Origin of the sequence: Nonomuraea mangrovi (genome assembly GCF_042681425.1) — a bacterium.
In the GTDB taxonomy this organism is placed as follows: domain Bacteria; phylum Actinomycetota; class Actinomycetes; order Streptosporangiales; family Streptosporangiaceae; genus Nonomuraea; species Nonomuraea mangrovi.
This window is the reverse complement of sequence record NZ_JBHUFV010000047.1, coordinates 521,948-545,292: the sequence shown is the minus strand read 5'-3', so window position 1 is coordinate 545,292 and position 23,345 is coordinate 521,948. Positions and strand designations below refer to the sequence as shown.

At 70.3% G+C, this 23,345-nt stretch carries 24 protein-coding genes; 16 read left to right on the top strand and 8 right to left on the bottom strand.

What is annotated here, in order from left to right:
- Window positions 1–42: 42 nt before the first annotated feature.
- From ACFSKW_RS32615 to ACFSKW_RS32605, 3 genes are all read left to right on the top strand, one after another.
- A complete protein-coding gene (locus ACFSKW_RS32615) occupies window positions 43–507 on the top strand; it encodes a low molecular weight protein-tyrosine-phosphatase (RefSeq protein WP_379576311.1) in 465 nt (154 codons plus the stop codon).
- On the top strand, window positions 488–1,270 hold the full coding sequence (locus tag ACFSKW_RS32610; RefSeq protein ID WP_379576310.1) for a fructosamine kinase family protein: 783 nt from the start codon (window positions 488–490) through the stop codon (window positions 1,268–1,270). Before ACFSKW_RS32615 ends, ACFSKW_RS32610 begins: the two co-directional genes overlap by 20 nt.
- Window positions 1,271–1,331: 61 nt before the next feature.
- Window positions 1,332–2,918, top strand: coding sequence for an IS1182 family transposase (locus tag ACFSKW_RS32605; protein ID WP_379576309.1), 1,587 nt, complete (start codon window positions 1,332–1,334; stop codon window positions 2,916–2,918).
- Between the two features lie 169 nt (window positions 2,919–3,087).
- Here the strand turns inward: ACFSKW_RS32605 and hisN are convergent, their stop codons facing one another.
- Window positions 3,088–3,921 (bottom strand): histidinol-phosphatase, encoded by an 834-nt coding sequence (gene hisN, locus ACFSKW_RS32600; protein ID WP_379576308.1) that lies wholly within the window; start codon window positions 3,919–3,921, stop codon window positions 3,088–3,090.
- A 37-nt stretch (window positions 3,922–3,958) separates the two neighbouring features.
- On the opposite strand from hisN, the gene ACFSKW_RS32595 reads away from it, so the two are divergent.
- Window positions 3,959–4,402 (top strand): DUF4442 domain-containing protein, encoded by a 444-nt coding sequence (locus ACFSKW_RS32595; protein ID WP_379576307.1) that lies wholly within the window; start codon window positions 3,959–3,961, stop codon window positions 4,400–4,402.
- Window positions 4,403–4,495: 93 nt separating this feature from the next.
- On the opposite strand, the gene rsgA is transcribed toward ACFSKW_RS32595, so the two are convergent.
- Together rsgA and aroA are read right to left on the bottom strand one after the other, a co-directional pair.
- Complete coding sequence (gene rsgA, locus ACFSKW_RS32590; RefSeq protein ID WP_379576337.1) at window positions 4,496–5,521, bottom strand: ribosome small subunit-dependent GTPase A; 1,026 nt, start codon at window positions 5,519–5,521, stop codon at window positions 4,496–4,498.
- A gap of 28 nt (window positions 5,522–5,549) precedes the next feature.
- Window positions 5,550–6,830 (bottom strand): 3-phosphoshikimate 1-carboxyvinyltransferase, encoded by a 1,281-nt coding sequence (aroA, locus tag ACFSKW_RS32585; RefSeq protein WP_379576306.1) that lies wholly within the window; start codon window positions 6,828–6,830, stop codon window positions 5,550–5,552.
- A gap of 174 nt (window positions 6,831–7,004) precedes the next feature.
- On the opposite strand from aroA, the gene ACFSKW_RS32580 reads away from it, so the two are divergent.
- Together ACFSKW_RS32580 and ACFSKW_RS32575 are read left to right on the top strand one after the other, a co-directional pair.
- Window positions 7,005–7,751, top strand: a complete 747-nt coding sequence (locus ACFSKW_RS32580; RefSeq protein WP_379576305.1) for an SOS response-associated peptidase — start codon at window positions 7,005–7,007, stop codon at window positions 7,749–7,751.
- Window positions 7,752–7,912: 161 nt separating this feature from the next.
- Window positions 7,913–8,245 (top strand): TraR/DksA family transcriptional regulator, encoded by a 333-nt coding sequence (locus ACFSKW_RS32575; protein WP_379576304.1) that lies wholly within the window; start codon window positions 7,913–7,915, stop codon window positions 8,243–8,245.
- 3 nt (window positions 8,246–8,248) lie between these two features.
- Here ACFSKW_RS32575 and ACFSKW_RS32570 read toward each other — a convergent pair whose 3' ends face one another.
- Window positions 8,249–8,989: a class I SAM-dependent methyltransferase gene (locus ACFSKW_RS32570; RefSeq protein ID WP_379576303.1), complete on the bottom strand. Its 741-nt coding sequence runs from the start codon at window positions 8,987–8,989 to the stop codon at window positions 8,249–8,251.
- Window positions 8,990–9,210: 221 nt separating this feature from the next.
- On the opposite strand from ACFSKW_RS32570, the gene ACFSKW_RS32565 reads away from it, so the two are divergent.
- The 7 genes from ACFSKW_RS32565 (at window position 9,211) to ACFSKW_RS32535 (ending at window position 16,136) form a co-directional block, all read left to right on the top strand.
- Window positions 9,211–9,816 (top strand): sigma-70 family RNA polymerase sigma factor, encoded by a 606-nt coding sequence (locus tag ACFSKW_RS32565; protein WP_358135132.1) that lies wholly within the window; start codon window positions 9,211–9,213, stop codon window positions 9,814–9,816.
- Window positions 9,813–10,079: a mycothiol system anti-sigma-R factor gene (rsrA, locus tag ACFSKW_RS32560; RefSeq protein WP_379576302.1), complete on the top strand. Its 267-nt coding sequence runs from the start codon at window positions 9,813–9,815 to the stop codon at window positions 10,077–10,079. The genes ACFSKW_RS32565 and rsrA overlap by 4 nt, the downstream gene beginning before the upstream one ends.
- A gap of 10 nt (window positions 10,080–10,089) precedes the next feature.
- Window positions 10,090–11,013, top strand: a complete 924-nt coding sequence (locus ACFSKW_RS32555; RefSeq protein ID WP_379576301.1) for an NAD-dependent epimerase/dehydratase family protein — start codon at window positions 10,090–10,092, stop codon at window positions 11,011–11,013.
- A gap of 179 nt (window positions 11,014–11,192) precedes the next feature.
- Window positions 11,193–12,545 (top strand): HD-GYP domain-containing protein, encoded by a 1,353-nt coding sequence (locus ACFSKW_RS32550; RefSeq protein WP_379576300.1) that lies wholly within the window; start codon window positions 11,193–11,195, stop codon window positions 12,543–12,545.
- A gap of 433 nt (window positions 12,546–12,978) precedes the next feature.
- Window positions 12,979–14,244, top strand: coding sequence for an HD-GYP domain-containing protein (locus ACFSKW_RS32545; RefSeq protein ID WP_379576299.1), 1,266 nt, complete (start codon window positions 12,979–12,981; stop codon window positions 14,242–14,244).
- A gap of 288 nt (window positions 14,245–14,532) precedes the next feature.
- Window positions 14,533–15,888 (top strand): acetyl-CoA carboxylase biotin carboxylase subunit, encoded by a 1,356-nt coding sequence (locus ACFSKW_RS32540; protein ID WP_379576298.1) that lies wholly within the window; start codon window positions 14,533–14,535, stop codon window positions 15,886–15,888.
- Window positions 15,889–15,926: 38 nt separating this feature from the next.
- A complete protein-coding gene (locus tag ACFSKW_RS32535; RefSeq protein ID WP_379576297.1) occupies window positions 15,927–16,136 on the top strand; it encodes a biotin/lipoyl-binding carrier protein in 210 nt (69 codons plus the stop codon).
- On the opposite strand, the gene ACFSKW_RS32530 is transcribed toward ACFSKW_RS32535, so the two are convergent.
- Window positions 16,126–16,524, bottom strand: coding sequence for a thioesterase family protein (locus ACFSKW_RS32530; protein WP_379576296.1), 399 nt, complete (start codon window positions 16,522–16,524; stop codon window positions 16,126–16,128). The two genes, ACFSKW_RS32535 and ACFSKW_RS32530, sit on opposite strands and share 11 nt — an antisense overlap.
- Window positions 16,525–16,755: 231 nt before the next feature.
- Here ACFSKW_RS32530 and ACFSKW_RS32525 point away from each other — a divergent pair, with 231 nt between their 5' ends.
- Complete coding sequence (locus ACFSKW_RS32525) at window positions 16,756–18,363, top strand: serine/threonine-protein kinase (RefSeq protein ID WP_379576295.1); 1,608 nt, start codon at window positions 16,756–16,758, stop codon at window positions 18,361–18,363.
- Between the two features lie 4 nt (window positions 18,364–18,367).
- Here ACFSKW_RS32525 and ACFSKW_RS32520 read toward each other — a convergent pair whose 3' ends face one another.
- Entirely contained in the window at window positions 18,368–20,014 is a 1,647-nt protein-coding gene (locus tag ACFSKW_RS32520) for an acetolactate synthase (protein WP_379576294.1), read from the bottom strand.
- 45 nt (window positions 20,015–20,059) lie between these two features.
- On the bottom strand, window positions 20,060–20,833 hold the full coding sequence (locus ACFSKW_RS32515) for an SAM-dependent methyltransferase (RefSeq protein WP_379576293.1): 774 nt from the start codon (window positions 20,831–20,833) through the stop codon (window positions 20,060–20,062).
- Window positions 20,834–20,990: 157 nt separating this feature from the next.
- Here ACFSKW_RS32515 and ACFSKW_RS32510 point away from each other — a divergent pair, with 157 nt between their 5' ends.
- Window positions 20,991–21,596: a hypothetical protein gene (locus ACFSKW_RS32510; RefSeq protein WP_379576292.1), complete on the top strand. Its 606-nt coding sequence runs from the start codon at window positions 20,991–20,993 to the stop codon at window positions 21,594–21,596.
- Between the two features lie 66 nt (window positions 21,597–21,662).
- Here ACFSKW_RS32510 and ACFSKW_RS32505 read toward each other — a convergent pair whose 3' ends face one another.
- A complete protein-coding gene (locus ACFSKW_RS32505) occupies window positions 21,663–22,382 on the bottom strand; it encodes a GntR family transcriptional regulator (RefSeq protein WP_354921679.1) in 720 nt (239 codons plus the stop codon).
- Between the two features lie 356 nt (window positions 22,383–22,738).
- On the opposite strand from ACFSKW_RS32505, the gene ACFSKW_RS32500 reads away from it, so the two are divergent.
- A partial coding sequence (locus ACFSKW_RS32500) for a histidine kinase N-terminal domain-containing protein (RefSeq protein ID WP_379576336.1) occupies window positions 22,739–23,345 on the top strand: 607 nt, incomplete at its 3' end.

Here is a 23,345-nt window from a genome sequence, read left to right as displayed (position 1 = left end):
AACGTTCGGTGAACGAGCCTGGTCAGCATCATGATGGGATGCATGACCTATCGCGTATCTCTGGTGTGTATGGGCAACATCTGCCGTTCTCCGATGGCGGAGGCGGTGGTCAGGCGCACGCTCGACGAGCACGGGCTGGCCGGCAAGGTGGCGTTGGACAGCGCGGGAACCGGCGGCTGGCACGTCGGCAGCCCCATGGACGAGCGCGCCGCCGAGGTGCTCTCCCAGCACGGCTACGACGGCTCGCCGCACCGTGCCAGGCAGTTCGACTTCGACCGCTACGACCTGGTTCTTGCCATGGACAGGGAGAACCTGAGAGCGCTGCGCCGCGTCGTTCCCGCAGGCACCGACCTCCGCCTGTTCCGCTCGTTCGATCCGGAGGCGCCCGAGGGGGCGGAGGTTCCCGACCCCTACTACGGCGGCCGCGACGGCTTCGAGATCGTGCTCGGCCAGGTGAAGGCGGCCGCCGAAGGGCTGGCGAGCTACCTTGCCGATCGTCTGGACTGAGGATCTCGGCTCTTCACACGCGTGGCGGCTGCGCAAGGGGACGATGGACGGCAGGCCGGTGTTCGGCAAGTACGGAGCCGTTTCCCCTTTGTTCACCTCCGAGGCGGCGGGACTGCGCTGGCTGGGCCCCATCGCGGCCACCGTGGTGTCGTCGGGCGACGGGGAACTGGTCCTCGAGTGGATCGCTACCGAGCCGCCCACCCGTGCCGCCGCCGAGCGCTTCGGGCGCGAGCTCGCGCGGACGCACCTGCGCGGCGCGGACGCCTTCGGCGCCCCATGGCCGGGATTCATCGCCGAGCTGCCGATGCCCAACGAGCCCGCCGCCGACTGGCCCGCCTTCTACGCGGCCGACCGGGTCATGCCGTTCGTCAGGCGGGCGCGGTTGTCGTCCGCCGACGCGAGGATGATCGAGCGGGCGGTCGCCAGGTTCGCCGAGGTCGCGGGGCCCGCGGAGCCGCCGTCCCGGATCCACGGCGACCTGTGGAGCGGGAACGTGCTCTGGTCGGAAGGCCGCGCGGTGCTCGTCGACCCCGCCGCGCACGGCGGCCACCGCGAGACCGACCTGGCGATGCTGGCGCTGTTCGGCGCGCCGTACCTGGACACGATCCTGGGCGCGTACAGGGAGGAGGCGCCGCTGGCGGAGGGGTGGCGCGACAGGGTGCCGCTGCACCAGCTCCACCCGCTGCTCGTCCACGTCTGCCTGTACGGCGCGGCCTACAGGGACGCGCTCATGGGCGCGGTCTCCAGGGTCCTGGCGCTCTAGGAGTCTGCTGAACAATCCGGGTTCCCCTGTCGGGCGGTAGGGCGGCTGGGAGAATCTTGGTGTGCAGGGTGAGAGCCGGATCGATCGTGAGTTACTGGACGCGGCGGCGTTGGTGGGGCATCTGATCCCGGCTGGGAGCGTGTTCGCTTTCCTGGCCGAACATCGGCGGACGGTGTTCCCGGACTCGTTGTTCGCGGATCTGTTCACCTCGTCGAAGGGCCGGCCGTCGTTGCCGGGTGAGCTGATCGCTTCGGTGTTGGTGCTGCAGAACCTGCAGGATTTGTCGGATCGTCAGGCGGTGGAGGCGCTGCGATGTGATCTGCGGTGGAAGGCCGCCTGCGGGCTGGCGTTGACCGACGAGGGGTTCGATCCGTCGGTGCTCACCTACTGGCGGCGGCGGTTGGCTGCCTCGGATCGGCCGAACCGGGTGTTCGAGGCGGTTGCCGAGGTAGTCGCGCAGACCGGGGTGTTGAAGGGCAAGACGCGGCGGGCGTTGGACTCGGCGGTGCTGGAGGACGCGGTTGCCACCCAAGACACCGTCACCCAATTGATCGCCGCGATCCGCCGAACGGTGCGGGAGGTACCGGGTGCGGCCGAGGTGGTCGCGCGGCAATGCCGGGCGCATGACTACGGCGACCCGGGTAAGCCGGACATCGCCTGGGACGACCGGGACGCCAAGCAGGCGCTGGTGTCGGGCCTGGTAGAAGATGCCCTCACCGTGGTGGCCGCGTTTGGGCGGGCCGCCGCGCAGGGGACGCTGGATGACAAGGCGGCCCAGGCGGTGGCGTTGCTCGCTCTGATCGCCGGGCAGGACGTCGAGCCCGCCGACGACTCTGATGGCAGCGACGGCAGGTGGAAGATCGCCCGGAAGGTCGCCGAAGACCGGGTGGTGTCCGTTGTGGATCCGCAGGCCCGGCACGTCCACAAGACCGTCCACCACCGCCAGGATGGCTACAAGGCCCACGTCGCGGTCGAACCCGACACGGGCCTGTTCACCGGCGGCAAGCTCACCCAGGCATGCGGGCCCGACAACCATGAGGCCGTTGTCGGCGTGGAGTTGATCGAGGCCGAAGACCGCAGTGGTGAGGCGGAGTCGTTACAGGTGCTGGGCGATTCGGCATACGGGACCGGTGACGCCCGCGCCGCCCTGGCCGAAGCCGGTCACACCCCGGTCATCAAGCCCGGGCCGCTGCGCCCGGCCGTCCCAGGCGGATTCACCGTTGATGACTTCACCGTCAACGAAGCCGACGGAGTCGTGACCTGCCCTAACGGCACCACCAAGAAGATCACCAAAGCGCGTAACGTCGTGTTCGGCGTCGCCTGCCATGCCTGTCCGCTGCGGACGCGTTGCACCAGCAACAAGCAGGGCCGCACTGTCCGTCTTCATCCACAGGACGCCGTGCTGCGCCAGGCCCGGGCGGACTGGGCCGCAGATCCTGACCTACGAGCGATCTACCGGCAGCACCGGCCGATGGTCGAACGGTCCATCGCCTGGCTGATCGGGCCGCAGGGCCGCTACCGCAAACTCCGCTACCGCGGCGTCACCACTAACGATCTTTGGCTTCACCTACGTCTGGCCGGTCTCAATCTCCGTCGGCTACTCAACCTCGGCCTCACCCGCGCCGATGGGACCTGGATCCTGGTCTGAGGGTCCGGCCACGCCCCACGTCCTTTCGCGCGCCCCTACCAGCAGCCATCACGCTGGAGCCAGCGGGAAGAGCGAGCGTGTAGTCGGCTCGCACGGGTTTGAACCTCGCCGCGCAGACGGCCTTGTCGGCGCTCTTCCCGGCACACATCACCCCTTGTTCAGCAGACTCCTAGCGGGCGCTCAGGCGGCTGAGCACCTCGTCGTGGAGCACGCCGTTGGTGCAGACCAGCCCGCCGGACTCCAGGCCCTTGCCTCCGTCGAGGCCGGTCCACCTGCCACCGGCCTCCTCGACGATCACCGTCAGCGCGGCGATGTCCCAGGGGGACAGGTCGGGCTCGGCCGACAGGTCCACCGAGCCCTCGGCGACCATCATGTGCGACCAGAAGTCGCCGTAGGCCCTGGTCCGCCAGCACCCGCGGCCCAGGTCGAGGAACGGTTCGAGGCGTCCGGCCTTCTCCCATTCCTCGATGTCGGAGTAGGAGAAGGACGCGTCCTCCAGCTTGCCGACGGACGAGACCCGCATGCGCGAGGCCTTGGTCAGGCTCTTGCCGGTCCACGCGCCCCCGTCGCGCGCCGCCCACCAGCGGCGGCCGATCGCGGGCGCGGACACCAGGCCGACCACGACCTCGGCGTGGTCCATGAGCGCGATCAGCGTGGCCCACACGGGGACGCCGCGCACGTAGTTCTTGGTGCCGTCGATCGGGTCGATGATCCACGAGCGCGCGCCGTAGCCGGTCTTGCCGAACTCCTCACCGACCACCGCGTCACGGGGTCTGGCCCTGCGCAGCGTTCCCCTGATCGCCTCCTCCACCGCCCTGTCGGCGTCGCTGACAGGGGTGAGGTCGGGCTTGGTCTCGACCTTGAGGTCGACCGCCTTGAACCGGCGCATGGTCAGGTCGTCGGCGGCGTCCGCCATGACATGCGCGAGGCGTAGATCGTCGCTGTAACCCGTCACGATGAGCCACGCTATCGCGTCCTGGGTCGCTTCTATCAGAGCGGTCATATCCCAATTGAGAGTTACTCACCAGTAGCATTGCGGCATGTCCTTCGATCTCGGCGAGTTCCTGCTGCAGACGGTGCCTTTCACCCGCTTCCTCGACATCTCCTTCGACAAGGTCGAGGAAGGAATGGCGATCTGCCGGCTGTCCGACCGTCCCGACCTGCACAACCACGTCGGAGGCCCGCACGCGGGCGCGCTGTTCACGCTCGCGGAGACGGCCTCGGGCGCGGCGACACTGTCGGCGTTCAGCGACCAGCTCTCGCGTGCGGTGCCGCTGCCGACCACCGCCACGATCCGCTACCGCAAGGTCGCGATGGGCGAAGTGGTGGCCGAGGCGCGGCTGCTGGCCTCCCCCGCCGAGGTCGTCGCGCAGCTGGACGCGGGCGAACGGCCCGAGTTCGACGTCGCGGTCGAGATCCGCAACGCCGAGAACACGCCGGTCGCCGAGCTGACCGTCACCTGGACCCTGCGCCCCAACCGCTGACCGCCACCCGGAAGCGCCCGCCGCGCCGCCGTCACGGACACGGCCTGCCGTACCGGCGGGCCGGTCGTCAGGGCTGTCAGTGGCGCGGGCGGGTCAGTCGTCGGTGTCGGGGGCGCCCTCGCGGCTGGCCAGCAGCCGCCTGAGCGACTCCAGCCTGGCCGGATCGGCGTGCCCGTCGGCGACCCACGCGTCGAGCGCGCAGCCCTCGCCGAGGTGGGTGCAGCCCTTGGGGCAGTTGACCGTGCCCTCCGCCAGGTCGGGGAAACCGGCGAGGACGGTCTCGACGGACACGTGGGCGAGCCCGAAGCTGCGCACGCCGGGCGTGTCGATGATCCAGCCGCCCTCGGGCAGCTCCAGCGCGACCGCCGAGGTGGAGGTGTGGCGCCCGCGTCCGGTGACCGCGTTGACGTGGGAGACGGCGCGGTTGGCGTCCGGGACCAGCGCGTTGACCAGCGTGGACTTGCCGACGCCCGAGTGCCCCACCAGCACGCTGACGTGACCGGTCAGCCGGTCGCGCAGCTCCTCGAGGTCGCCGCCCTTCTGGACGACGACATAGGGCACGCCGAGTGGATCGTAGAGCGAGACCAGCTCGGCGGGCGGTGCCAGGTCGGACTTGGTCAGGCACAGCAGCGGGTCGATCTCGGCGTCGAAGGCGGCGACCAGAATCCTGTCGATCATCCTGGGCCGCGGCGGCGGATCGGCCAGGGCCGTGACGATGATGAGCTGCTCGGCGTTGGCGACGATCGGGCGCTCGATGCCGTCGGTGTCCTCGGTGTCGTCGGCGCTGCGCCGCAGCATCGAGGTGCGGGGTTCGACCCTGACCACCCTGGCCAGGGTGTCGGCGGTGCCGGAGACGTCGCCGACGATCGCGACCCTGTCGCCGACGACGATGCCCTTGCGGCCCAGCTCGCGGGCCTTCATGGCGGTGACCGTGCGGCGCTCGCGGTCCTTCTTCCTGCGGCCCTCGGTCTCGACGAGGCAGGTGTAGCGGCCCCTGTCGACGGCGATCACGAAACCTTCGACGGCGTCCTCGTGGGCAGGGCGGATCCTGGTCCGCGGCCGGGAGCCCTTGCCCGGCCTGACCCTGACGTCGTCCTCGTCGTACTCCCGCTTCCTCAGCGGTCCGCTCCTTGCCCTGAGAAGCCGGTCATGGCCGCTCACTCCCCAGCATCTCCGCCCACATCCGGGCGAACTCCGGAAGAGTCTTACCCGTCGTGGCGATGTCTTCCACCTGGACGCCGGGGACGGCGAGGCCGATGACGGCGCCCGCGGTGGCCATGCGGTGGTCGGCGTAGCTGTGGAAGGTGCCGCCGTGGAGTTTCGCCGGGCGGACGACGAGGCCGTCGGCCGTCTCCTCCGCGTCGCCACCCAGCCTGTTGATCTCGGTGACGAGGGCGGCGAGCCTGTCGGTCTCGTGGCCCCGCAGGTGCGCGATGCCGCGCAGCGTGCTCGGCGAGGTGGCCAGCGCGGCGAGGGCGGCGATCGTCGGAGTGAGCTCGCCCACCTCGTGGAGGTCGGCGTCGATGCCCGCGATCTCGCCGGTGCCCGTGACCGTGAGCCCTTCGCCGGTCATGGTCACGGTGGCGCCCATCGCGGTGAGCAGCGGGCGCAGCTCGTCGCCCGGCTGGGTCGTGCGGGCCGGCCAGCCGGGGATGCTGACCGTCCCGCCGGTGATGAGAGCCGCCGACAGGAACGGCGCGGCGTTGGACAGGTCGGGCTCGACGACCAGGTCCATGGCCGCGATCGGGCCCGGCTCGACGCGCCACACGTCGGGCTCGCCGTCGTCGACCCGCACCCCGGCGGCGCGCAGCATCTGGACGGTCATCTCGATGTGCGGCATCGACGGCACGGGCGCGCCCTCGTGGCGGATCGTGACGCCCTTCTCGAACCTGGCGGCGGTCAGCAGCAGGCCCGAGATCAGCTGGGAGGAGGCCGACGCGTCGATCGTCACCTCGCCGCCGGTGATCGGGCCCCTGATGGTGAACGGCAGGGCGTCGTTGTCGACCTCGGCGCCGAGTGTGCGCAGGGCGCCCAGGATCTGGCCCATGGGGCGCGTACGGGCGTGAGGGTCGCCGTCGAAGAAGACCTCGCCGTCGGCCAGCGCCGCCATGGGCGGCACGAAGCGCATCACGGTGCCGGCCAGGCCGACGTCGATGTGGGCGCCGCCGCGGACGGGGCCGGGGGTGACCTGCCAGTCGACGCCCGAGGTGCTCTCGTTCGACGGCGTGAGCCCGGTGCCGAGCGCGCGCATGGCCGCGGCCATGAGGTCGGCGTCGCGGCTGCGCAGGGCCTGCCGTACCGTGCCTGGGCCGTCGGCGAGCGCGGCGAGCAGCAGCGCCCTGTTGGTCACGGACTTGGATCCGGGCAGGGGGACGGTGGCGGTGACCGGAGCGGACGCCGTCGGAGCTGGCCAGAGCGGAGCGGGCATGGCCCAAGCCTACTGGCAGCCGGCGCGTCGGCCGTGGCGCGTGAGGCGCCCCACGGCGAGCCACGGCGGCCCCGGCGCCGCGCGGTTCCGCCGTGCCCAGCCGCCGCTCGACCATGCCTTCGTGCCCATACAGCGTGGTGGGCGAAACGGTCGCTGACGTGGCAGGGTGTAGTCATGTGCGGCAGATACGCGTCAGCGCGCAAGAAGCACGAGCTCCTGGAGGAGTTCCAGGTCGAGCAGGACGCCTCACCTGACGAGGAGCTGCAGCCCGACTACAACGTGGCGCCGACCAAGCAGGTCTACGCGGTGCTGAGCAGGGTGCCGAAGGACGCTCAGCGAGCGGTCAGGGAGCTGCGCGTCCTGCGGTGGGGTCTGGTTCCCGTGTGGGCGAAGGATCCGTCCATCGGCTCCCGCATGATCAACGCGAGGCTGGAGACGGTCGCGGAGAAGCCCGCCTTCAAGAGGGCGTTCGCCTCCCGCAGGTGCCTGCTGCCGGCCGACGGCTACTTCGAGTGGATGCCGATCGAGGGCGAAAAGAAGAAGAAGCAGCCCTTCTACATCCACCCCGAGGACGACGGCGTGCTCGCGATGGCCGGGCTGTACGAGTTCTGGAAGGACAAGACCAGAGCCGACGACGACCCGCTGAAGTGGCTGGTGACCTGCACGGTGATCACCACGCAGGCCGAGGACGACCTCGGGCACATCCACGACAGGATGCCGATGATGATCGAGAGGGAGCGCTGGGCCGAGTGGCTCGACCCGAAGCTCACCGACACCGAGCAGGCCTCCAGACTGCTGGTTCCCGCCGACGCGGGACGGCTGGTCGCCCATCCGGTCTCCACTGACGTCAACAGCGTCCGCAACAACGGCCCCCACCTGATCGAGCCGCAACAACCAGAGGAAGAAAGCGCACTTTTCTAGGCTGGCGGTGTAAGAAGCACGCTAAGTGGGCATCCGGTGAGGAAAGCGATGCCATCCGTTCACTCGGAGTCACGCTGCATTCACCACCCCCCGAACGCACCGGGCGGAACCTCCGGGGAGTTCCGCTTTCGGCTGCCCCCGCTTACCCGGAGGTGCGGACCGTGGACGACACGACCGCTCGTGAGCGACTGGAGAGCATGCTCGCCGAGCTCGACAGGTCGATCGGCGTGCTGCGCGGAGACCCGGTGCCCGTGGCCGACCGCTCCGCGGCCGACGCCGGCTCCGACCTGACCGACTCCGACCGTGCCCAGGCCATGCTGACGGTCGCGACCACGCATCGGAGCGCGATCGTGGCCGCGCTCAAACGCCTTGAGGAGGGCACGTACGGCGACTGCGTCGACTGCGGCAGGCCGGTGCCCGAGGGCAGGCTGGAAGCCCGTCCAGAGGCGGCCAGATGCGTCCAGTGCCAGGCGAAGCAGGAGAGAAGGCGCTGACCCTCACTTCTTGAACGCGCTGGCCACCAGGTGGATGCCCACGGTGTCGTCGTCGTCGGGATGCGCGTCGAGCTCCGTGCGCACCAGCCAGGCCAGCGCCCGCGTGTCGGTGGCCAGCACGTGGTCGACGGTGGAGGGGGACAGCACGGTGCGCGGCCTTATCCACTCGACCTCGAGGCCCGCGCCCGTGAGCAGCTCGCGCAGCTGGCCGCTGCTGAAACAGCGGGTGATGCTGCCGTCGGGCCACGGCACCAGCATGACCTCGCCGGTCTGGCGCAGGTGGGCCCAGTAGTTCTGCTCGGCCAGTATCGCCATGCCGAGCACCAGGGAGTCGACGCACACCAGGGCGCGCCCGCCCGGGCGCAGGACGCGGACCACGTCCTCCATCGCCGACTCGGCCATCAGCTCGATGGACAGCGCCCGCTCCTCGGCCACGACCGCGTCGACGCTGCCGTCGGGCAGGAAGCCGAGATCGTCGGCTCGGACCTGCCGCACCCGGTCGGCATCGCGCAGCTGCTGCTGACTCTCCAGGGCACGGCGGAAGTCGACGACCTCGATCACCTTGTGGCCCGCCTTCGCGGCATGGCCGGACCAGCGGCCGCGACCGCCGGACAGATCGAGGATGGTGGAGGGACGACCGGGAAGCCAGCGATTCAGCTGCTCGGCGACGACTGCACGATAGAACGTCCAGTACGGCCCGAGCGTGCCTGAGCCGTTCAGTTCCTCGGCCGGAATGGGCAGCACACGCGTCTCCTGTGTTCCGGAAAAGGTACGTTTGTTTTTCCCCGTACCCGGTCGTTCGTCACCTCCATCTTGTGGGAACAGACGCGCTCGCGGGCGTGTTGCAGACGAACATGCTCACATTGCTCGAACCCGTCCCCGGTGGCCTGCCGGTCGTTGACGAGCGGGTATCCTCCCTGAAGTACGGTGTTCCGCCACAGCAGGCCACCGGCGATCTTAGGGGGGTGGGTCCGGTGCCCGCGACAGGCACGGAGACTCTGGAGCAGCGCAGCGAGCGGTTCGAGCGTGACGTCATGCCGTACCTCGACCAGCTCTACTCCGCCGCGCTTCGGATGACCCGCAACCCGGCCGATGCGGAGGACCTGCTCCAGGAGACCTTCGCCAAGGCGTTCGCGTCCTTCCACCAGTTCCAGGAAGGCACCAACCTCAAGGCCTGGCTCTACCGCATCCTGACCAACACCTTCATCAACAGCTACCGCAAGAAGCAGCGGGAGCCGAAGCAGTCGGGAACCGAGGAGATCGAGGACTGGCAGCTCGCGCGCGCCGAGTCCCACACCTCGAGCGGGCTGAAGTCGGCCGAGATCGAGGCGCTCGAGCACCTGCCCGACGGCGACATCAAGGAAGCGCTCGCCGCGCTCCCCGAGGAGTTCAGGATCGCGGTCTACCTGGCCGACGTCGAGGGCTTCCCGTACAAGGAGATCGCCGACATCATGGGCACTCCCATCGGCACGGTGATGTCGAGGCTCCACCGCGGCCGCAGGCAGTTGCGGACGCATCTCGAGGACTACGCACGCGAGCGTGGCCTGGTCCCGGCGGAGGGATCCAAATGAGCTGTGGCGAACCGCACGACAAGGACTGTCGCGAGGTACTCGAGAAGGTCTACGCCTACCTCGACGGCGAGCTCGGCGAGGGCGAGACCTTCGACATCACGGTGCACCTCGACGAGTGCAGCCCGTGCCTGCAGGAGTACGACCTCGACAAGGCGGTGAAGGCGCTGGTCGCCAAGCACTGCGGTTGTGATCCGGTCCCCGACGACCTGCGCTCGAAGGTTCTCGACCGCATCGCCAGAGTGCGCGCGGAGCTGGCCGACTAGCATGGCGCGCATGCGCGTGCTGGTCACCGGAGGCGCCGGTTTCATCGGGTCCCATCTCGTCGACGCCCTCCTGAAGCAGGGACACGAGGTCACGGTCGTCGACGACCTGTCCTCGGGACGTCGCGACAACGTGAGCGAGGGCGCGCCGCTGCACGTCCTCGACGTCAGGGACCCCGCGCTGGTCGAGCTGGCCGCCGCGTGGCGGCCCGAGGTCATCTGCCACCTGGCGGCGCAGATCAGCGTGCGCGCGAGCGTGGCCGACCCCGTCCACGACGCGCGCGTCAACGTCGAGGGCACCGCCCGCGTGCTCACCGCCGCCCACCGCGGCGGCACGCGCAAGGTCGTCTTCGCCTCCTCCGTCGCGGTGTACGGCAGGCCGCAGGCCATCCCCGTCCCCGGCGACGCGGCCACCGACCCGCGCTCGCCGTACGCGGCGAGCAAACTCAGCGCCGAGACCTACCTGGCCTCCTTCAAGGCGCTGCACGGCATCGACTACACCACGCTCGTGCTGTCGAACGTCTACGGCCCGCGCCAGTCGCCCGAGGGCGAGGCGGGCGTCGTGGCCATCTTCACCGACGCGCTGCTGTCGGGCGCGCCCACCCTCCTGTACGGCGACGGCGACCAGACCCGCGACTACGTCTACGTCGAGGACGTCGTCGACGGCTTCGTCATGGCCTGCGGCCCGGCCGGCGGCGGCAGGCGCTTCAACCTCGGCACCGGCATCCAGACGACCGACCGCCATCTGCACACGCTCGTCGCCGCCGCGGCGGGCGCGCCCGACAGGCCCGGATTCGCGCCTGCTCGCCTCGGCGACCTGCCCGCGATGGCCGTCGACCCGCTGCCGGCGTTCGAGGGGCTCGGGTGGCAGCCGCGCACCGAGCTGACCACCGGCCTGAAGGCGACGGTGGAGTGGGCGCGGAGTCGCCGCAGGTAGTTGCTTGATTACGCTTTGCTTGCGATTCACGAGTCGGGTCCCTGCCGCTGGGCGACTTCTGTAGCGTGAGCCCCATGCGCATGTTGACAGCACTGGTCGCCCCGGCGATATCCCTGGTCTGTGGCGGTGAGGCCGCCCCTCCAGGTGTCTCCTGGACCTGATCGCCCTGGGGGGCCGCAATGCGTGGACTGCCGTGGCCTGCGAAGGTCTATCTGGTCGTCGTCATCGGGGCGGCGGCCGCTCTGGTCGGGCACAGCCTGGTCACAGGAGCTCTCTTCAGGTCGGGCGAATACGGCACTCTGCTGGTGCTCGCGCTGCTCTTCCTGGTGTGCGAGTCGATGCCGACGCTGCTCAACGTCGAGCAGTTCGCCGTCTCGGTGAGCTTCTCCGCCGCGCTGGCCGCGGTGGTGCTGGTGGGCCCCGACGGCGCCGCGCTGGTGGGGCTGACGGCGGTGCTGAGCGTACGGCCCGGCCTGCCGCTGGTGAAACGGCTGTTCAACGGGGCGCAGTTCGCAATCTGCGGCTACGTGTCCGGGATGGCCTACCTCTTCTTCGGCGGCGTGCCGAAAGTCCCCATGGTCAACGACTTCGAGGCGCTGATCGGCCCCTACGCGGCGGCCGCCGCGCTGTTCGTCCCGCTCAACATCGTGCTGACGCTCACGATGGTGTGGCTGGCGACCCAGGTACGGGCCGAGGAGCTGCCGGTCAGCGGCATGACCCAGTTCCTGCTGTCCTACTTCGGCTACGCCACCTTCGGGCTGCTGGTGGCGGGCCTGTGGGCGACCGTGCAGTCGATCTCGGCCGTCCTGGTGCTGCTGCCGCTCTTCGTCGCCCGATGGGCCTTCGGCCAGTACCACGCCCAGCAGCGATCCTACGACGCGACGATCGCGGCGCTGTGCCAGGCCGTCGAGACCAAGGACTACTACACCCGCGGCCACTGCACGCGCGTGTCGCTGGCCTCCACGATGATCGCCCAGGAGATCGGGATGGGGGTGGAGCGGCTGCGCGCCATCCGCTACGCGGGCATGCTCCACGACGTGGGCAAGCTCGGCGTGCCGACGAAGGTGCTGCAGAAGGACGGGCCGCTGACCGAGGAGGAGTTCGCGGCGATCCAGCTGCACCCGATGCGGGGGCTGGAGATCGTGCGCGGGATCGACTTCCTCGACGAGGCGTTCGCGGGCATCATGCACCACCACGAGCGGCATGACGGACGGGGCTACCCGATGGGGCTCGCCGGTGACGAGATCCCCGAGTTCGCGCGGGTCATCGCGGTGGCCGACGCGTTCGACTCGATGACGTCCGACCGGTCGTACCGGGGGGCTCGGCCGGTCGAGGTGGCGGTGGCCGAGCTGCGCAAGGGGGCGGGGACGCAGTTCGACCCCGTGATGGTGGCGGCGTTCGTGAAGGCGCTGGAGCGCGCGCCATGGCAGCCGCCGCGCACGGTGTCGCCGCCCCCGGCGGACGCGACGGAGACGACGACCAAGGACCACGACGACCCGACCATGCCGATCGAAGTGGTGGGCGGACCATGATGGTTTGTCCGCCTCCGCGGGTGCCTCTCTCGCGTCCGCGGGGTAGGACGTCGGCGCGGGGTTCCCGGAAGACGGGCGGGCACGTGTCGCCCGAGGTCGCCCGGGGCCTGGCGGCCGGCCGGTGGCCGGGGGTCTTGCGGGGGGTGGACGTGACCGGAACGCGGCGGTGGCCGGGATTCTCACGGGTGACGCGCGGGCGGGCGTCGGCGGAGGCGCCTCAAGGAGCGGTCGTGCGCGGGCGGGCGTCGGCGGAGGCGCCTCAAGGAGCGGTCGTGCGCGGGCGGGCGTCGGCGGAGGCGCCTCAAGGAGCGGTCGTGCGCGGGCGGGCGTCGGCGGAGGCGACTCGGGGGAGCGCGCGGGTGGCGGAGACGTCCAGGGGAGCGGTCGCGGGCGGGCGGGCCGACGCTCCAGGTGGCGTTTCCGGGGGGATGCGGTGAACCGGGTCTTCCAGGGGCTCGACTCAGGACAGCTGCTGCTGATCGCGGCCGCGGGCCTGGTGGCCGTCGCGGGCGTGGCGCACACCGCAGCCGTCGGACTCGTCAGGCCCGACATCGCGGTCGGGTTCGGGGCGCTGATCGCCATCGGCGAGCTCGCCAGGCTGACAATGCCGGGCAACAGGGAGGTGGCGCCGATCGGCGCGGCCGCCGCCCTCGGCTACACGCTGCTGCTCGACGTCAGCAACGTCCCGCTCGACCACACCGCCCTGCAGGTGGTCGCGGTCATCGCCGTCGGGATGATCGCCGGCGCGCTGCCGCACCTGGCGGTGGGCCGCCCGCCCAGGCTGGACGCGATGGCCAGGCGGCTGCTCACCGGGGCGCTGCTCGCGTTCGCCTTCAGACCGCTGGCCGGCACCCTCTTCACGCTCACCCAGCCGGAGACCAGGACCTGGTGGCCCGCGCTCGTCGTGATGGTGGTGCTGATCGCGGTCGCCCTCCTGGCCGACGTGCTGATCGCGGCCATGCTCAGGGCCGAGCAGGTGCGCACCGCGTTCGAGGTCGCCGTCAGGGACGAGCTGAGGATGGCGTTCCCACTGGGTGCCGCCGTGGCGGCCTCAGGGGTGCTGCTCGCCCTCGCCTGCCACAGCATGGACCTGATGGCGCTGCTGGTGTTCGCCGCGCCCCTGCTGGTCACTCAGGTGGCCTTCCGCAAGTACGCGGGCATCAGGGCCACCTACCTGCAGACCGTGCGGGCGCTGTCGAGGGTGACCGAGGTCGGCGGATACGTCGAGCCGGGCCACTCGCGCAGGGTCAGCAGGCTGTCGGTGGCGATCGGCAGGGAGCTGGGCATGGCCGAGCCCGAGCTGCTGGAGCTCGAGTACGCGGCGCTGATGCACGACATCGGGCAGCTGTCCCTGCGCGACCCCATTCCCGGCGGGGCGACCGTGCTCACCGATCCCGAGCAGGCCAGGCGCATCGCCGAGCTGGGCGCCGAGGTGATCAAGCAGACGGGTGTGCTCGACAGGGTGGCCGAGCTGGTCAGGCGGCAGTGCGACTCGATGGCCGAGGAGCCGCCGCGGTCCAGCCGTATCATCAAGGCCGCCAACGCCTACGACGACCTCGTCGGCGGCTCGACCGACCGCGACCGCGCGGGAGCCGCTTTAGAACGGCTCAGGCTCGGTATCGGCGGCGAGTACGACCCCGACGTGATCGAGGCGATGGCACGCGTGGTCGACCGGCTCGCGCCCGTGCACCGGCTGTGACGGGCCGGTTCGCGTCTGTGCGTCGGTTGTGACGGTGGGCGTGGTGGACCGGTTCGCGTCTGTGCGTCGGTTGTGACGGTGGGCGTGGTGGACCGGTTCGCGTCTGTGCGTCGGTTGTGACGGTGGGCGTGGTCGACTGGTTGGCGTCTGTGCGTCGGCTCTAAGGCCGAAGTGGAAATACCGCGTTTCGTCCCGCCCACTTTTGTGGGCTTCCTACAAGACGGGCTGGGCGGATCGGTGGTTTCGGGGGAAAGGGATCTCGCTCGAGGCGGCCATATGGTGGGCGTCGTGCTTAATGAGACGCTCGGAACCGTCCTGATCGCCAACCGAGGGGAGATCGCGAGGCGGATCATCCGCACCGTCCAGCGGTTGGGCCTGCGCGCCGTCGCCGTGCACTCCGAGGCCGACGCGGACCTGCCGTTCGTTCACGAGGCCGACGAGGCCGTGCTGCTCGGCCCCGCCAACCCGGCGCAGAGCTACCTCGACGCCGACAAGGTGCTCGAGGCCGCGCGAGCGACCGGCGCGAAGGCGATCCACCCCGGTTACGGGTTCCTCGCGGAGAACGCCGCGTTCGCCAGAGCCGTCGTCGAGGCGGGCCTGATCTGGATCGGTCCTGCTCCCGAGGCCATCGAGCGGATGGGCGACAAGATCAACGCCCGTAACCTGATGGAGGAGGCGGGCGTGCCGGTCGCCGCGGGCACCCGCGAGCCGGTCACGGACCTCGACCAGGCGCGGGAGCAGGCCGGGCGGATCGGCTACCCGGTCATGGTGAAGACCGCGGGAGGCGGCGGCGGCATCGGCATGAGCGTCGCCCACGACGCCGAGGGCCTGGCCAAGGCGTTCGAGCAGGCCTCCAGGGCCGCGGCCCGCTTCTCCTCGGGCGACGAGGGCCCCGCGATCCTGCTCGAGCGCTACATCGCCCGCGCCCGCCACGTCGAGGTGCAGATCCTTGGCCTGCCCGACGGCACCGTGCTGGCGCTCGGCGAGCGCGACTGCTCGGTGCAGCGTCGCCACCAGAAGGTCGTGGAGGAGTCTCCCTCTCCCGGGATCACGCCCGAGCTGCGCGAGCGCATGCTGGCGGCGGCGGTCAAGGCGGGCGAGGCGGTCGGCTATCTCGGAGCGGGCACGGTCGAGTGCCTGGTCGACGCCGACAAGCAGGACTTCGTGTTCCTCGAGATGAACACCAGGCTCCAGGTGGAGCACCCCGTCACCGAACTCGTCACCGGGCTCGACCTGGTCGAGCTCCAGCTCAGGGTCGCTGCCGGCGAGAACCCGTCGGTCACCTCCGAGGTGAGGGGCCACGCCATCGAGTTCCGCGTCTACGCGGAGGACCCGAAGCGCTTCTTCCCCGGCCCAGGCGCGATCACCGTGTGGGAGGAGCCGTCCGGCCCCGGCATCCGCGTCGATTCCGGCTACGCTGCCGGCACCACGGTCACGCCGTTCTACGACCCGCTGATGGCCAAGCTCTGCGTGTACGGCGCCAGCCGTGCCGAGGCCATGGAGAAGGGCAGGGAAGCGGTGGAGTCGTTCAAGGTCGAAGGGCCGAAGAACAACCTGCCGTTCTGCGCCGAGCTGCTCGACCACGCCGAGTTCGTCAGCGGCGACTACGACACAGGCCTGGTCGGCCGCATGCGCGCCAAGTGAACGTGAAACAGTTGAGGCACTGAAAGAGGGGAGTTGCGGTGGCTGAGGTACACGCCGAGATGGTGGCGAACGTGTGGAAGGTCGTCGTCGCCGAGGGTGACACGGTCGAGGAGGGCGACACGCTCGTGATCCTCGAGTCCATGAAGATGGAGATCCCGGTGCTGGCCGAGGACGACGGCGTGGTCACGCTGAAGGTGGCCGAAGGCGACGTGGTGCAGGAAGGCGACCTGATCGCCGTCATCGGCTAGACGTACCGCCTGGCGCGAGCCGCCCGAGGAACCTTTCCCTGTCGACGACCACCCGCTCGATCGTGCCCTTCCCCACCAGCGTGGCGCGATCGTGGGCGGTGAAGCCGAACACCAGGCGCCTGCCGTCCACCGTGGTCAGCTCGGCGCTGATCTCGATGTGCGTGCCGACGGGGCTGGCGGCCAGGTGGTCGAGCTCCACCCGGGTGCCGACGGAGGTCTCGCCCGCTTCCAGATGCTCTCTGACCGCCTGGACGGTCGCCATCTCCGCCAGCGCGAGCAGTCGCGGCGTGGCCAGTACGGGCACGTCGCCACTGCCGATCTTGGTGGCGAGGTCCTCCCTCTCGACCATGATCAGCAACGAGGCGCGGAGACCTGGGGCGAGCGTCATGCGGCCAGCCTACTGAGATCACATCTCGGCTTTCGGGCAGACAGGATTCCGTCCGGGCCGCCAGGATAGGTTTGTACGGCTTGCGGCAATTTTGTGGTGACGGAATGGCGCAAGCCGTACACTTCTCAGAATTCCGTGACCTCTGCGTTACCTCGCCGCGATACAAATCCGCTTTGTTGGAGAACCCTGGGGTGGGAGAGGTTCCAGACGACAGGGGGTAACGGGGGAGACATGGTGGCCCAAGGGACGACGCTGGCGGGGCGATATCGCCTGGATACCCGCATCGGCGCCGGCGGCATGGGCGAGGTGTGGCGTGGAGAGGACATCGTCCTCGCCCGCACCGTCGCCGTCAAGGTGCTGCTTCCGGGCCGCACGGACGACCCGGGTTTCGTCGCCCGCTTCCAGGGCGAGGCGAGGGCGATGGCGACGATCAACCATCCCGGTGTGGTCGACGTCTACGACTACGGGGTTCATCAGGTGGCGGGCGCGGGGGCGACCGTCTATCTGGTGATGAAGTTCGTCGACGGCGAGCCGCTCGACCGCTTACTGCAGCGCATGGGGCGCATCGCGCCCGAACCGGCCATGGAGCTGATCGCCCAGGCGGCGTCGGCGCTGCAGGCCGTACACGACCAGGGCATCGTGCATCGCGACGTCAAGCCGGGCAACCTGCTGGTGCAGCGCGACGGCACGCTGGTCCTGACCGACTTCGGGATCGCCCGCCAGGACGTGGCCAACCGGCTCACCGACGCGGGCATGGTGCTGGGCACCGCCGCCTACTGCGCACCCGAGCAGGCCGAGGGCGCGCCGGTGACGCCCGCCGTCGACATCTACGCGCTCGGCGTGGTGGCCTACGAGTGCCTGGTGGGTGTGCGCCCGTTCGACGGCGACAGCCCCGTCACGATCGCGCTGAAGCACATCAGGGAGGCTCCGCCGCCGCTGCCCGCCGAGATCCCGCCCGCGGTGCGGGCGGTGGTGGAGCGTGCGCTGTCCAAGGACCCTGTGCGGCGCCATCCCAGCGGCGCGGCCATGGCGGCGGCCGCCAGGCAGGCCGCGCAGTCTCCCCATGCCCCCGGTCCGCCGCCTTCGCTGACGGACCTGTCGGTGGTGACGGGCGCGGTCGCCGCCGCGCCGTCGCCGGCCACGGGAGCGATCCAGCCGCCCGACCAGTCCACGGTCGCCACGCAGGGGTCGCGGCGCGGCGCCCGCAGGGCCGCCAAGGCCGCCAGGGCGGGCGGCGGCAGAGGTGTGCTGGTGGCGGGCATCGCCGCGGTGGCGGTGCTGGGCGTCGGAGCGGGCGCCGTCGCGCTCACCGGCATGGGCGACGAGAACGGAGGCACGACGGCGGTCACCACGTCGCCGGTCGCCGGCGGCACCAAGACGACCCCGAGCAAGACCTCGAAGTCGCCCAAGCCGCCCAGGCCCACAGAGCCGACCGAGGAGCCGGAGCCGACGCAGGAGGAGCCCCCCACCAGGACGCCTTCCACGCCGCCGACGACGAAGAGGGCCGTCGTCGAGCCCAGCGAGACGCCGACGCCGACGCACGTGAAGCAGCCGTTGGTGCCGAGCGTCCTCGACATGTACGTGGACCAGGCGACCAAGACGCTGGCGAAGGCGGGCTACAAGATTCGGGTCAAGGCCGTCATGGTGATGGAGCCGGACAGCTGCCCGAAGGTCTCGGCGCAGCTGCCCGAGGCGGGCAAGGCGCTGGCGAAGGGCATGACGGTGACCGTGTCGACGGTGAGCGACCAGTGCCCGCCGGGCAGGTCGCCCAGCCCCTCTCCGTCGCCGAGCCCGACGCCCGGCTCCGGTTCGCCCACGCCGACCAACGCCAAGCAGTAGCCGCTCAGACGCCCGTGGTGGTGCGCGGGTAGGCGACCTGCGGATCGGTGGCGATGTTCACCAGGTACGGCACGCCGGAGTCGAACGCGCGCCGCAGGGCGGGCCCGATCTCCGACGGCTTGGTGACCAGCTCGCCACCTCCGCCGAGCGCGGTCACGACCTGGTCGTAGCGCGTCTCGGGGCGCAGCTCGGCGGCCACGTCGTAGCCGTACAGCATCTGCATGGGGTGCTTCTCCAGGCCCCACATGCCGTTGTTGCCGCACACCATGACCACCGGCAGGTTGTGCCTGACGAGGGTGTCGACGTCCATCAGCGAGAAGCCCGCGGCGCCGTCGCCGAGCAGCAGCACCACCTGCGAGGAGGGGCGGGCCAGGCGGGCGGCGATGGAGTAGCCCAGCCCGGTGCCGAGGCAGCCGTAGGGGCCCGGGTCGAGCCAGTTGCCCGGCTGGCGGGGCTCGACGTACTTGCCCGCGTAGGAGACGAAGTCGCCGCCGTCCCCGATCACCACCGCGTCGTCGTCGAGGATCTTGCCCAGCTCGCCGTAGACGCGCATGGGGTGGATCGGGTCGGAGGAGGCCGACAGGAGCCCGGCGTCACCCGCGATGGCCGCTGCGGCCGCCTGGGAGAGCGTGTCGAGCCATGGCGCGTAGCGGGAGGGCTTCACTCCCGCGTCGCCACAGGCCGTGCCGAGGCTCCAGAACACCAGCGACAGGTCGCCCGCGGCGGAGGCGGCGGGTTTCGTGTGGGTGGCCAGCTGCGAGGGGGCGTCGGCGAGATGGACGACGCGGGCCGGCGGCGCGCCCTCCTTGCCGCCGAACCAGCCGTAGCCGAGGCGGAAGTCCAGCGGGGTGCCGATGACGATCACCAGGTCGGCCTGGCCGAAGGCGAGGCCGCGGGCGCGGGTGACCAGTAGCTCGTGCCCCGCGGGCAGGATGCCGCGGCCCTGGCCGTTGGGGATGACGGGCAGCCGCCACGCCTCCACGAAGTCGCGGGCCGCCTCCTCGGCGCGGTCCATCCACACGTCGGAGCCGAGCACGACGACAGGGCGCTCGGCCTCGGCCAGCAGCGCCGCCACGCGGGCGACCGCGTCGGGGTCGGGCTCAAGTGGGGAGGGGGTCTGCGTCTGCGCCTGGTGCATCTCCGACGGGGAGAACAGGTGGTCCATGAAGAAGTCGACGAACACCGGGCCTCTGTGCGGGGCGATGGCCGTGCGGAAGGCGAGCTCGACGTCCTGGCCGATCGAGTCGGCGGCGGAGGCCGTGAACGACAGCTTGGTGATCGGCTCCAGCAGCGGAGGATGGTCCATCTCCTGCAGCGCCCCGCTGCCCCACCGCGACTGCGGTGCGCGCCCGCCCATGACCACGACGGGTGAGCCGTTGAAGTGCGCGGTCGCGATGCCGCTGACGCCGTTGGTGATACCGGGCCCCGCGGTGAGGACGGCGAGGCCGGGTTTCCTGGTCAGCCTCGCCGTCGCCTCGGCGGCGAACACGGCGCTCTGTTCGTGCCTGACGTCGAGGATGCGCATGTCCTCGTGCACGGCGCCGTCGTAGAGGGGGAAGACGTGCCCGCCGGAGAGGGTGAACATGGTCTCGATGCCGTAGGCCTTGGCGACGGCGACAGCGGCGTCGCCAGCGTGCTTCGCAGACTCCATGGCCGGGAACCTACCAGCCAGTCACCGTTCCAAACAGGTGCGTGGTCAGGGCTTGCGTCCGACGGCGCCGTACCCGTCCACCTCGGGAGGCGTGATCCCCTCGGGACGCCACCTCGACACCGACACCAGTCCAGGCTCGACCAGCTCCAGTCCGTCGAAGAATCGGGCGATCTGTTCGGGACTGCGCTGGATGTACGGCAGTGCCCCGCTCTCGTTGTACTGCTGGTGCGCCTGCCTGTTGGCCTCGCTGTGCACGTTCGTGCCGTCGTTGAGCGCCAGGTAGCTGCCGGAGGGAAGCGCGTCGAGCAGCTTGCGGACGATCGACAGCGCCGTCTCGTCGTCGGCCACGTGGCCCATGATCCCGCTCAGGTTGAGCGCGATCGGCGCGTCGAAGTCGAGCGTCTTGGCGGCCGCGGTGAGGATCGCCTCCGGCTCGCGCACGTCGGCGTCGATGTAGTCGGTGGCGCCCTCTGGCGTGCCGGTCAGCAGGGCGCGGGCGTGGGCGAGGACGAGAGGGTCGTTGTCGACGTAGACGACGCGGGCCTCCGGCGCGATCCGCTGGGCGATCTGGTGGGTGTTGTCCGCCGTCGGCAGGCCCGTGCCGATGTCGAGGAACTGCCTGACCCCGGCCTCGGCTGCCAGCCAGGTGATCGTCCGCCGCAGGAACGCCCTGGAGGCCCGCGCGCCCGCCGCCATGCCAGGGAAGATCTTCAGAAACTCCTCGCCGGCGATCCTGTCGACCTCGTAGTTGTCCTTGCCGCCGAGCCAGTAGTTCCAGATCCTGGCCGAGTGCGGCACGCTGGTGTCGATCTCACTCATCGCCCCAATGTAGCGATCAATAGTGTGAGAAAGCAGGACACGCGGGCCCGCGTGATCCGCACCTCTGGGCCCGGGAGAGCCGGCCCGCTCCGCCGAGGTGACGTGCCTGCTACCCATTCGTCACCAACTTCGTCCGGCGTCGTCGCGTCTATCAGGCATGGGGATGATGACGACGGGGGCGGCGGTCATGACCGCCGCGAGCATGCTGATGGGAAGCGCGGCCACGACGCTGCCGAAGGGCTTCCTGCTGTGGGAGAACAGGTCGAGCGGCTGGGACATCTGGGAGGTGTCGGACCGGGCGTCGACACCGCTCATGATCGACGCCTGCCATGACAGCTACTGGAACAAGCGGGGCGGCGTCGAGAAGGGGCGCGTCGCGGCCAGGACCATCTACCGGCAGCAGGAGATCGACCTCGGCGGCGAGCAGGTGGCGCTCTACCAGGACGAGTCGGGCGCCCGTGCCGCCATGGACGCGATGCGGGCCGAGCTGAAGAGGTGCGCGTCGCGGGGCGAGGGCATCGAGAAGATCACCTACTACAGCAAGCCGCTCAAGCTCGGCGACGAGGCCATCAGGGTGGGGGCCAGGTACTGGGAGGGCGGGCTCAGGCAGGTCGCGGTGCGCAGGGGCGCGGCGGTCATGGTCTACACGGAGACGGCGTGGCCGGCGCCTTCGCTGCCGATGAAGGAGTTCAAGACGTTGCTGGGGGACGCCAGGGAGATGGCAGGCAAGGTGTGCTGGCTACCCGAGGCCTCCTGCCAGTGACCCTGGTAAGGCATGGCCGCAGGGCGGGGGCCCTACGGCCATGCCTGCCGTACCGGGGCCGTCTCGTCAAGGACGGCGCAGGCGGGTGACGAACTTGTAGCGGTCGCCCCGGTAGAGGGACTGGGCCCACTCCACCGGGTTGCCGTCGGCGTCGAAGGCGTGCCTGGTGAGCAGCAGCATCGGCAGGCCCACGTCGACGCCCAGCATCTGCGCGTCGTACGGCGTCGCCAGGACGGTCTCGATGACCTCCTCGGCGTCGGTCAGCCGCACGTTGTAGGCGTTGTGCAGCGTCTCGTACAGCGACGAGTGCACCTCGAGCTCCCGCCGCAGCCTCGGGAAGCGGCGCGCCGACAGGTGGGTGGTGTCGATCGAGACGGGCTCGCCGTTGGCCAGGCGGAGCCGGTGGATGCGCAGCACCCTGCCGCCGGGATTGATCGCCAGTCGCCTGGCCAGCGCCTCGTCGGCGGTGATGTAGCTGATGTCGAGGATCTTCGTGTCGGGCTCGAGCCCGGCGGTCCGCAGGTCGCCGATGTAGGAGGTGAGCTGCAGCACCTGGGCGACCTTCGGCTGGGCGACGAAGGTGCCCTTCCCCTGGATGCGTACCAGCCGGCCTTCCACCACCAGCTCGGTCAGCGCCTGGCGGACGGTCGTACGGGAGGTCTCGAAGCGAACGGCGAGGGTCCGCTCGGGCGGCAGCGAGCTGCCCGGCGTGAGGCTCTTGGTGAGCTCCAGCAGGCTCCGTTTGACGTCGTAGTACTTAGGTACGCGAGGGGACTCTTCTGTCACGCTCTCACCTTCACTCCAGCCACGGCGGTGAGGGCGTGTCTGATCACCGCGAGATCATCGGAACTCAGATTGGCCCGAGTGGTCAACCGCAGGCAAGAGTGGCTTGCGGGCACCCGGATCCGTTGGGCCCTCGCACGCGCATATATGGGCTGCTCGGGCTGATTGTGAAGGATATCCATGGCCGTGAGTGCGGTGACAACCGCCTCTGGTCTCGCACGCCGGATCAAGGCCTCGACCACTTTCCTGCGCTCCGCGGTGTGATGGTTCTCACAATGTGAGATGCCCCAAAAGCGCTGTAACCGCACTTTGCGCAGGGCGAGTTGGTTGTTGTGGCCGAAACCACGCATGATGCACTCGTGCCGACTCTCAGCGACCTCGTCGTCCGCCATACCGCGCTCGACGCGGCGGACCTCGACTGGCTGCACTCGCTGGTCTCCGACTGGCAGCTGCTCGCCGACCTGTCGTTCGCCGACCTCATCCTTTGGGCTCCGCTGCTCGACCGCGGAAGCCAGGCCGGCGTACCCGCGGCGGAGTCCGACCAGCCGCGGGGCGACAGCGGATGGATCGCGATCGCGCAGATGCGGCCGACCACGGGACCCACCGTCTACCACGACGACATCGTCGGCAGCGTCGCCGCCAAGGGCGAGCGCAACCTCATCGACACCGCCTGGAACGAGCGGCGCATCTGCAGGGAGGGCGACCCCGACTGGTCCACGGGCGTGCCGGTCCGCGAGGAGACCATCCCGGTACGGCGGGCGATGCCCGACGGCGACGGCCGCTTCCTCGGCGTGATCCAGCGCTCGACGAACCTGTCGTCGGCCCGCACCCCCTCGCGCCTGGAGCTCACCTACCTGCAGAGCGCGTCCGACCTGGCGCAGATGGTGGCAGAGGGCCGGTTCCCGTTCTCCGGCGAGGAGCCGATCCTGGTCCGCTCGCCCCGCGTCGGCGACGGCCTGCTGCGGC

What these genes read in the sequence shown, in the direction of transcription:
- ACFSKW_RS32515 (WP_379576293.1), bottom strand. Translation starts at nt 20,833, where the DNA reads ATGAGTGAGATCGACACCAGCGTGCCGCACTCGGCCAGGATCTGGAAC.
- rsrA (WP_379576302.1), top strand. Translation starts at nt 9,813, where the DNA reads ATGAGCTGTGGCGAACCGCACGACAAGGACTGTCGCGAGGTACTCGAG.
- ACFSKW_RS32580 (WP_379576305.1), top strand. Translation starts at nt 7,005, where the DNA reads ATGTGCGGCAGATACGCGTCAGCGCGCAAGAAGCACGAGCTCCTGGAG.
- ACFSKW_RS32520 (WP_379576294.1), bottom strand. Translation starts at nt 20,014, where the DNA reads ATGGAGTCTGCGAAGCACGCTGGCGACGCCGCTGTCGCCGTCGCCAAG.
- ACFSKW_RS32530 (WP_379576296.1), bottom strand. Translation starts at nt 16,524, where the DNA reads ATGACGCTCGCCCCAGGTCTCCGCGCCTCGTTGCTGATCATGGTCGAG.
- aroA (WP_379576306.1), bottom strand. Translation starts at nt 6,830, where the DNA reads ATGCCCGCTCCGCTCTGGCCAGCTCCGACGGCGTCCGCTCCGGTCACC.
- ACFSKW_RS32615 (WP_379576311.1), top strand. Translation starts at nt 43, where the DNA reads ATGACCTATCGCGTATCTCTGGTGTGTATGGGCAACATCTGCCGTTCT.
- ACFSKW_RS32555 (WP_379576301.1), top strand. Translation starts at nt 10,090, where the DNA reads ATGCGCGTGCTGGTCACCGGAGGCGCCGGTTTCATCGGGTCCCATCTC.
- ACFSKW_RS32595 (WP_379576307.1), top strand. Translation starts at nt 3,959, where the DNA reads ATGTCCTTCGATCTCGGCGAGTTCCTGCTGCAGACGGTGCCTTTCACC.
- ACFSKW_RS32510 (WP_379576292.1), top strand. Translation starts at nt 20,991, where the DNA reads ATGGGGATGATGACGACGGGGGCGGCGGTCATGACCGCCGCGAGCATG.
- hisN (WP_379576308.1), bottom strand. Translation starts at nt 3,921, where the DNA reads ATGACCGCTCTGATAGAAGCGACCCAGGACGCGATAGCGTGGCTCATC.
- ACFSKW_RS32550 (WP_379576300.1), top strand. Translation starts at nt 11,193, where the DNA reads ATGCGTGGACTGCCGTGGCCTGCGAAGGTCTATCTGGTCGTCGTCATC.
- ACFSKW_RS32525 (WP_379576295.1), top strand. Translation starts at nt 16,756, where the DNA reads ATGGTGGCCCAAGGGACGACGCTGGCGGGGCGATATCGCCTGGATACC.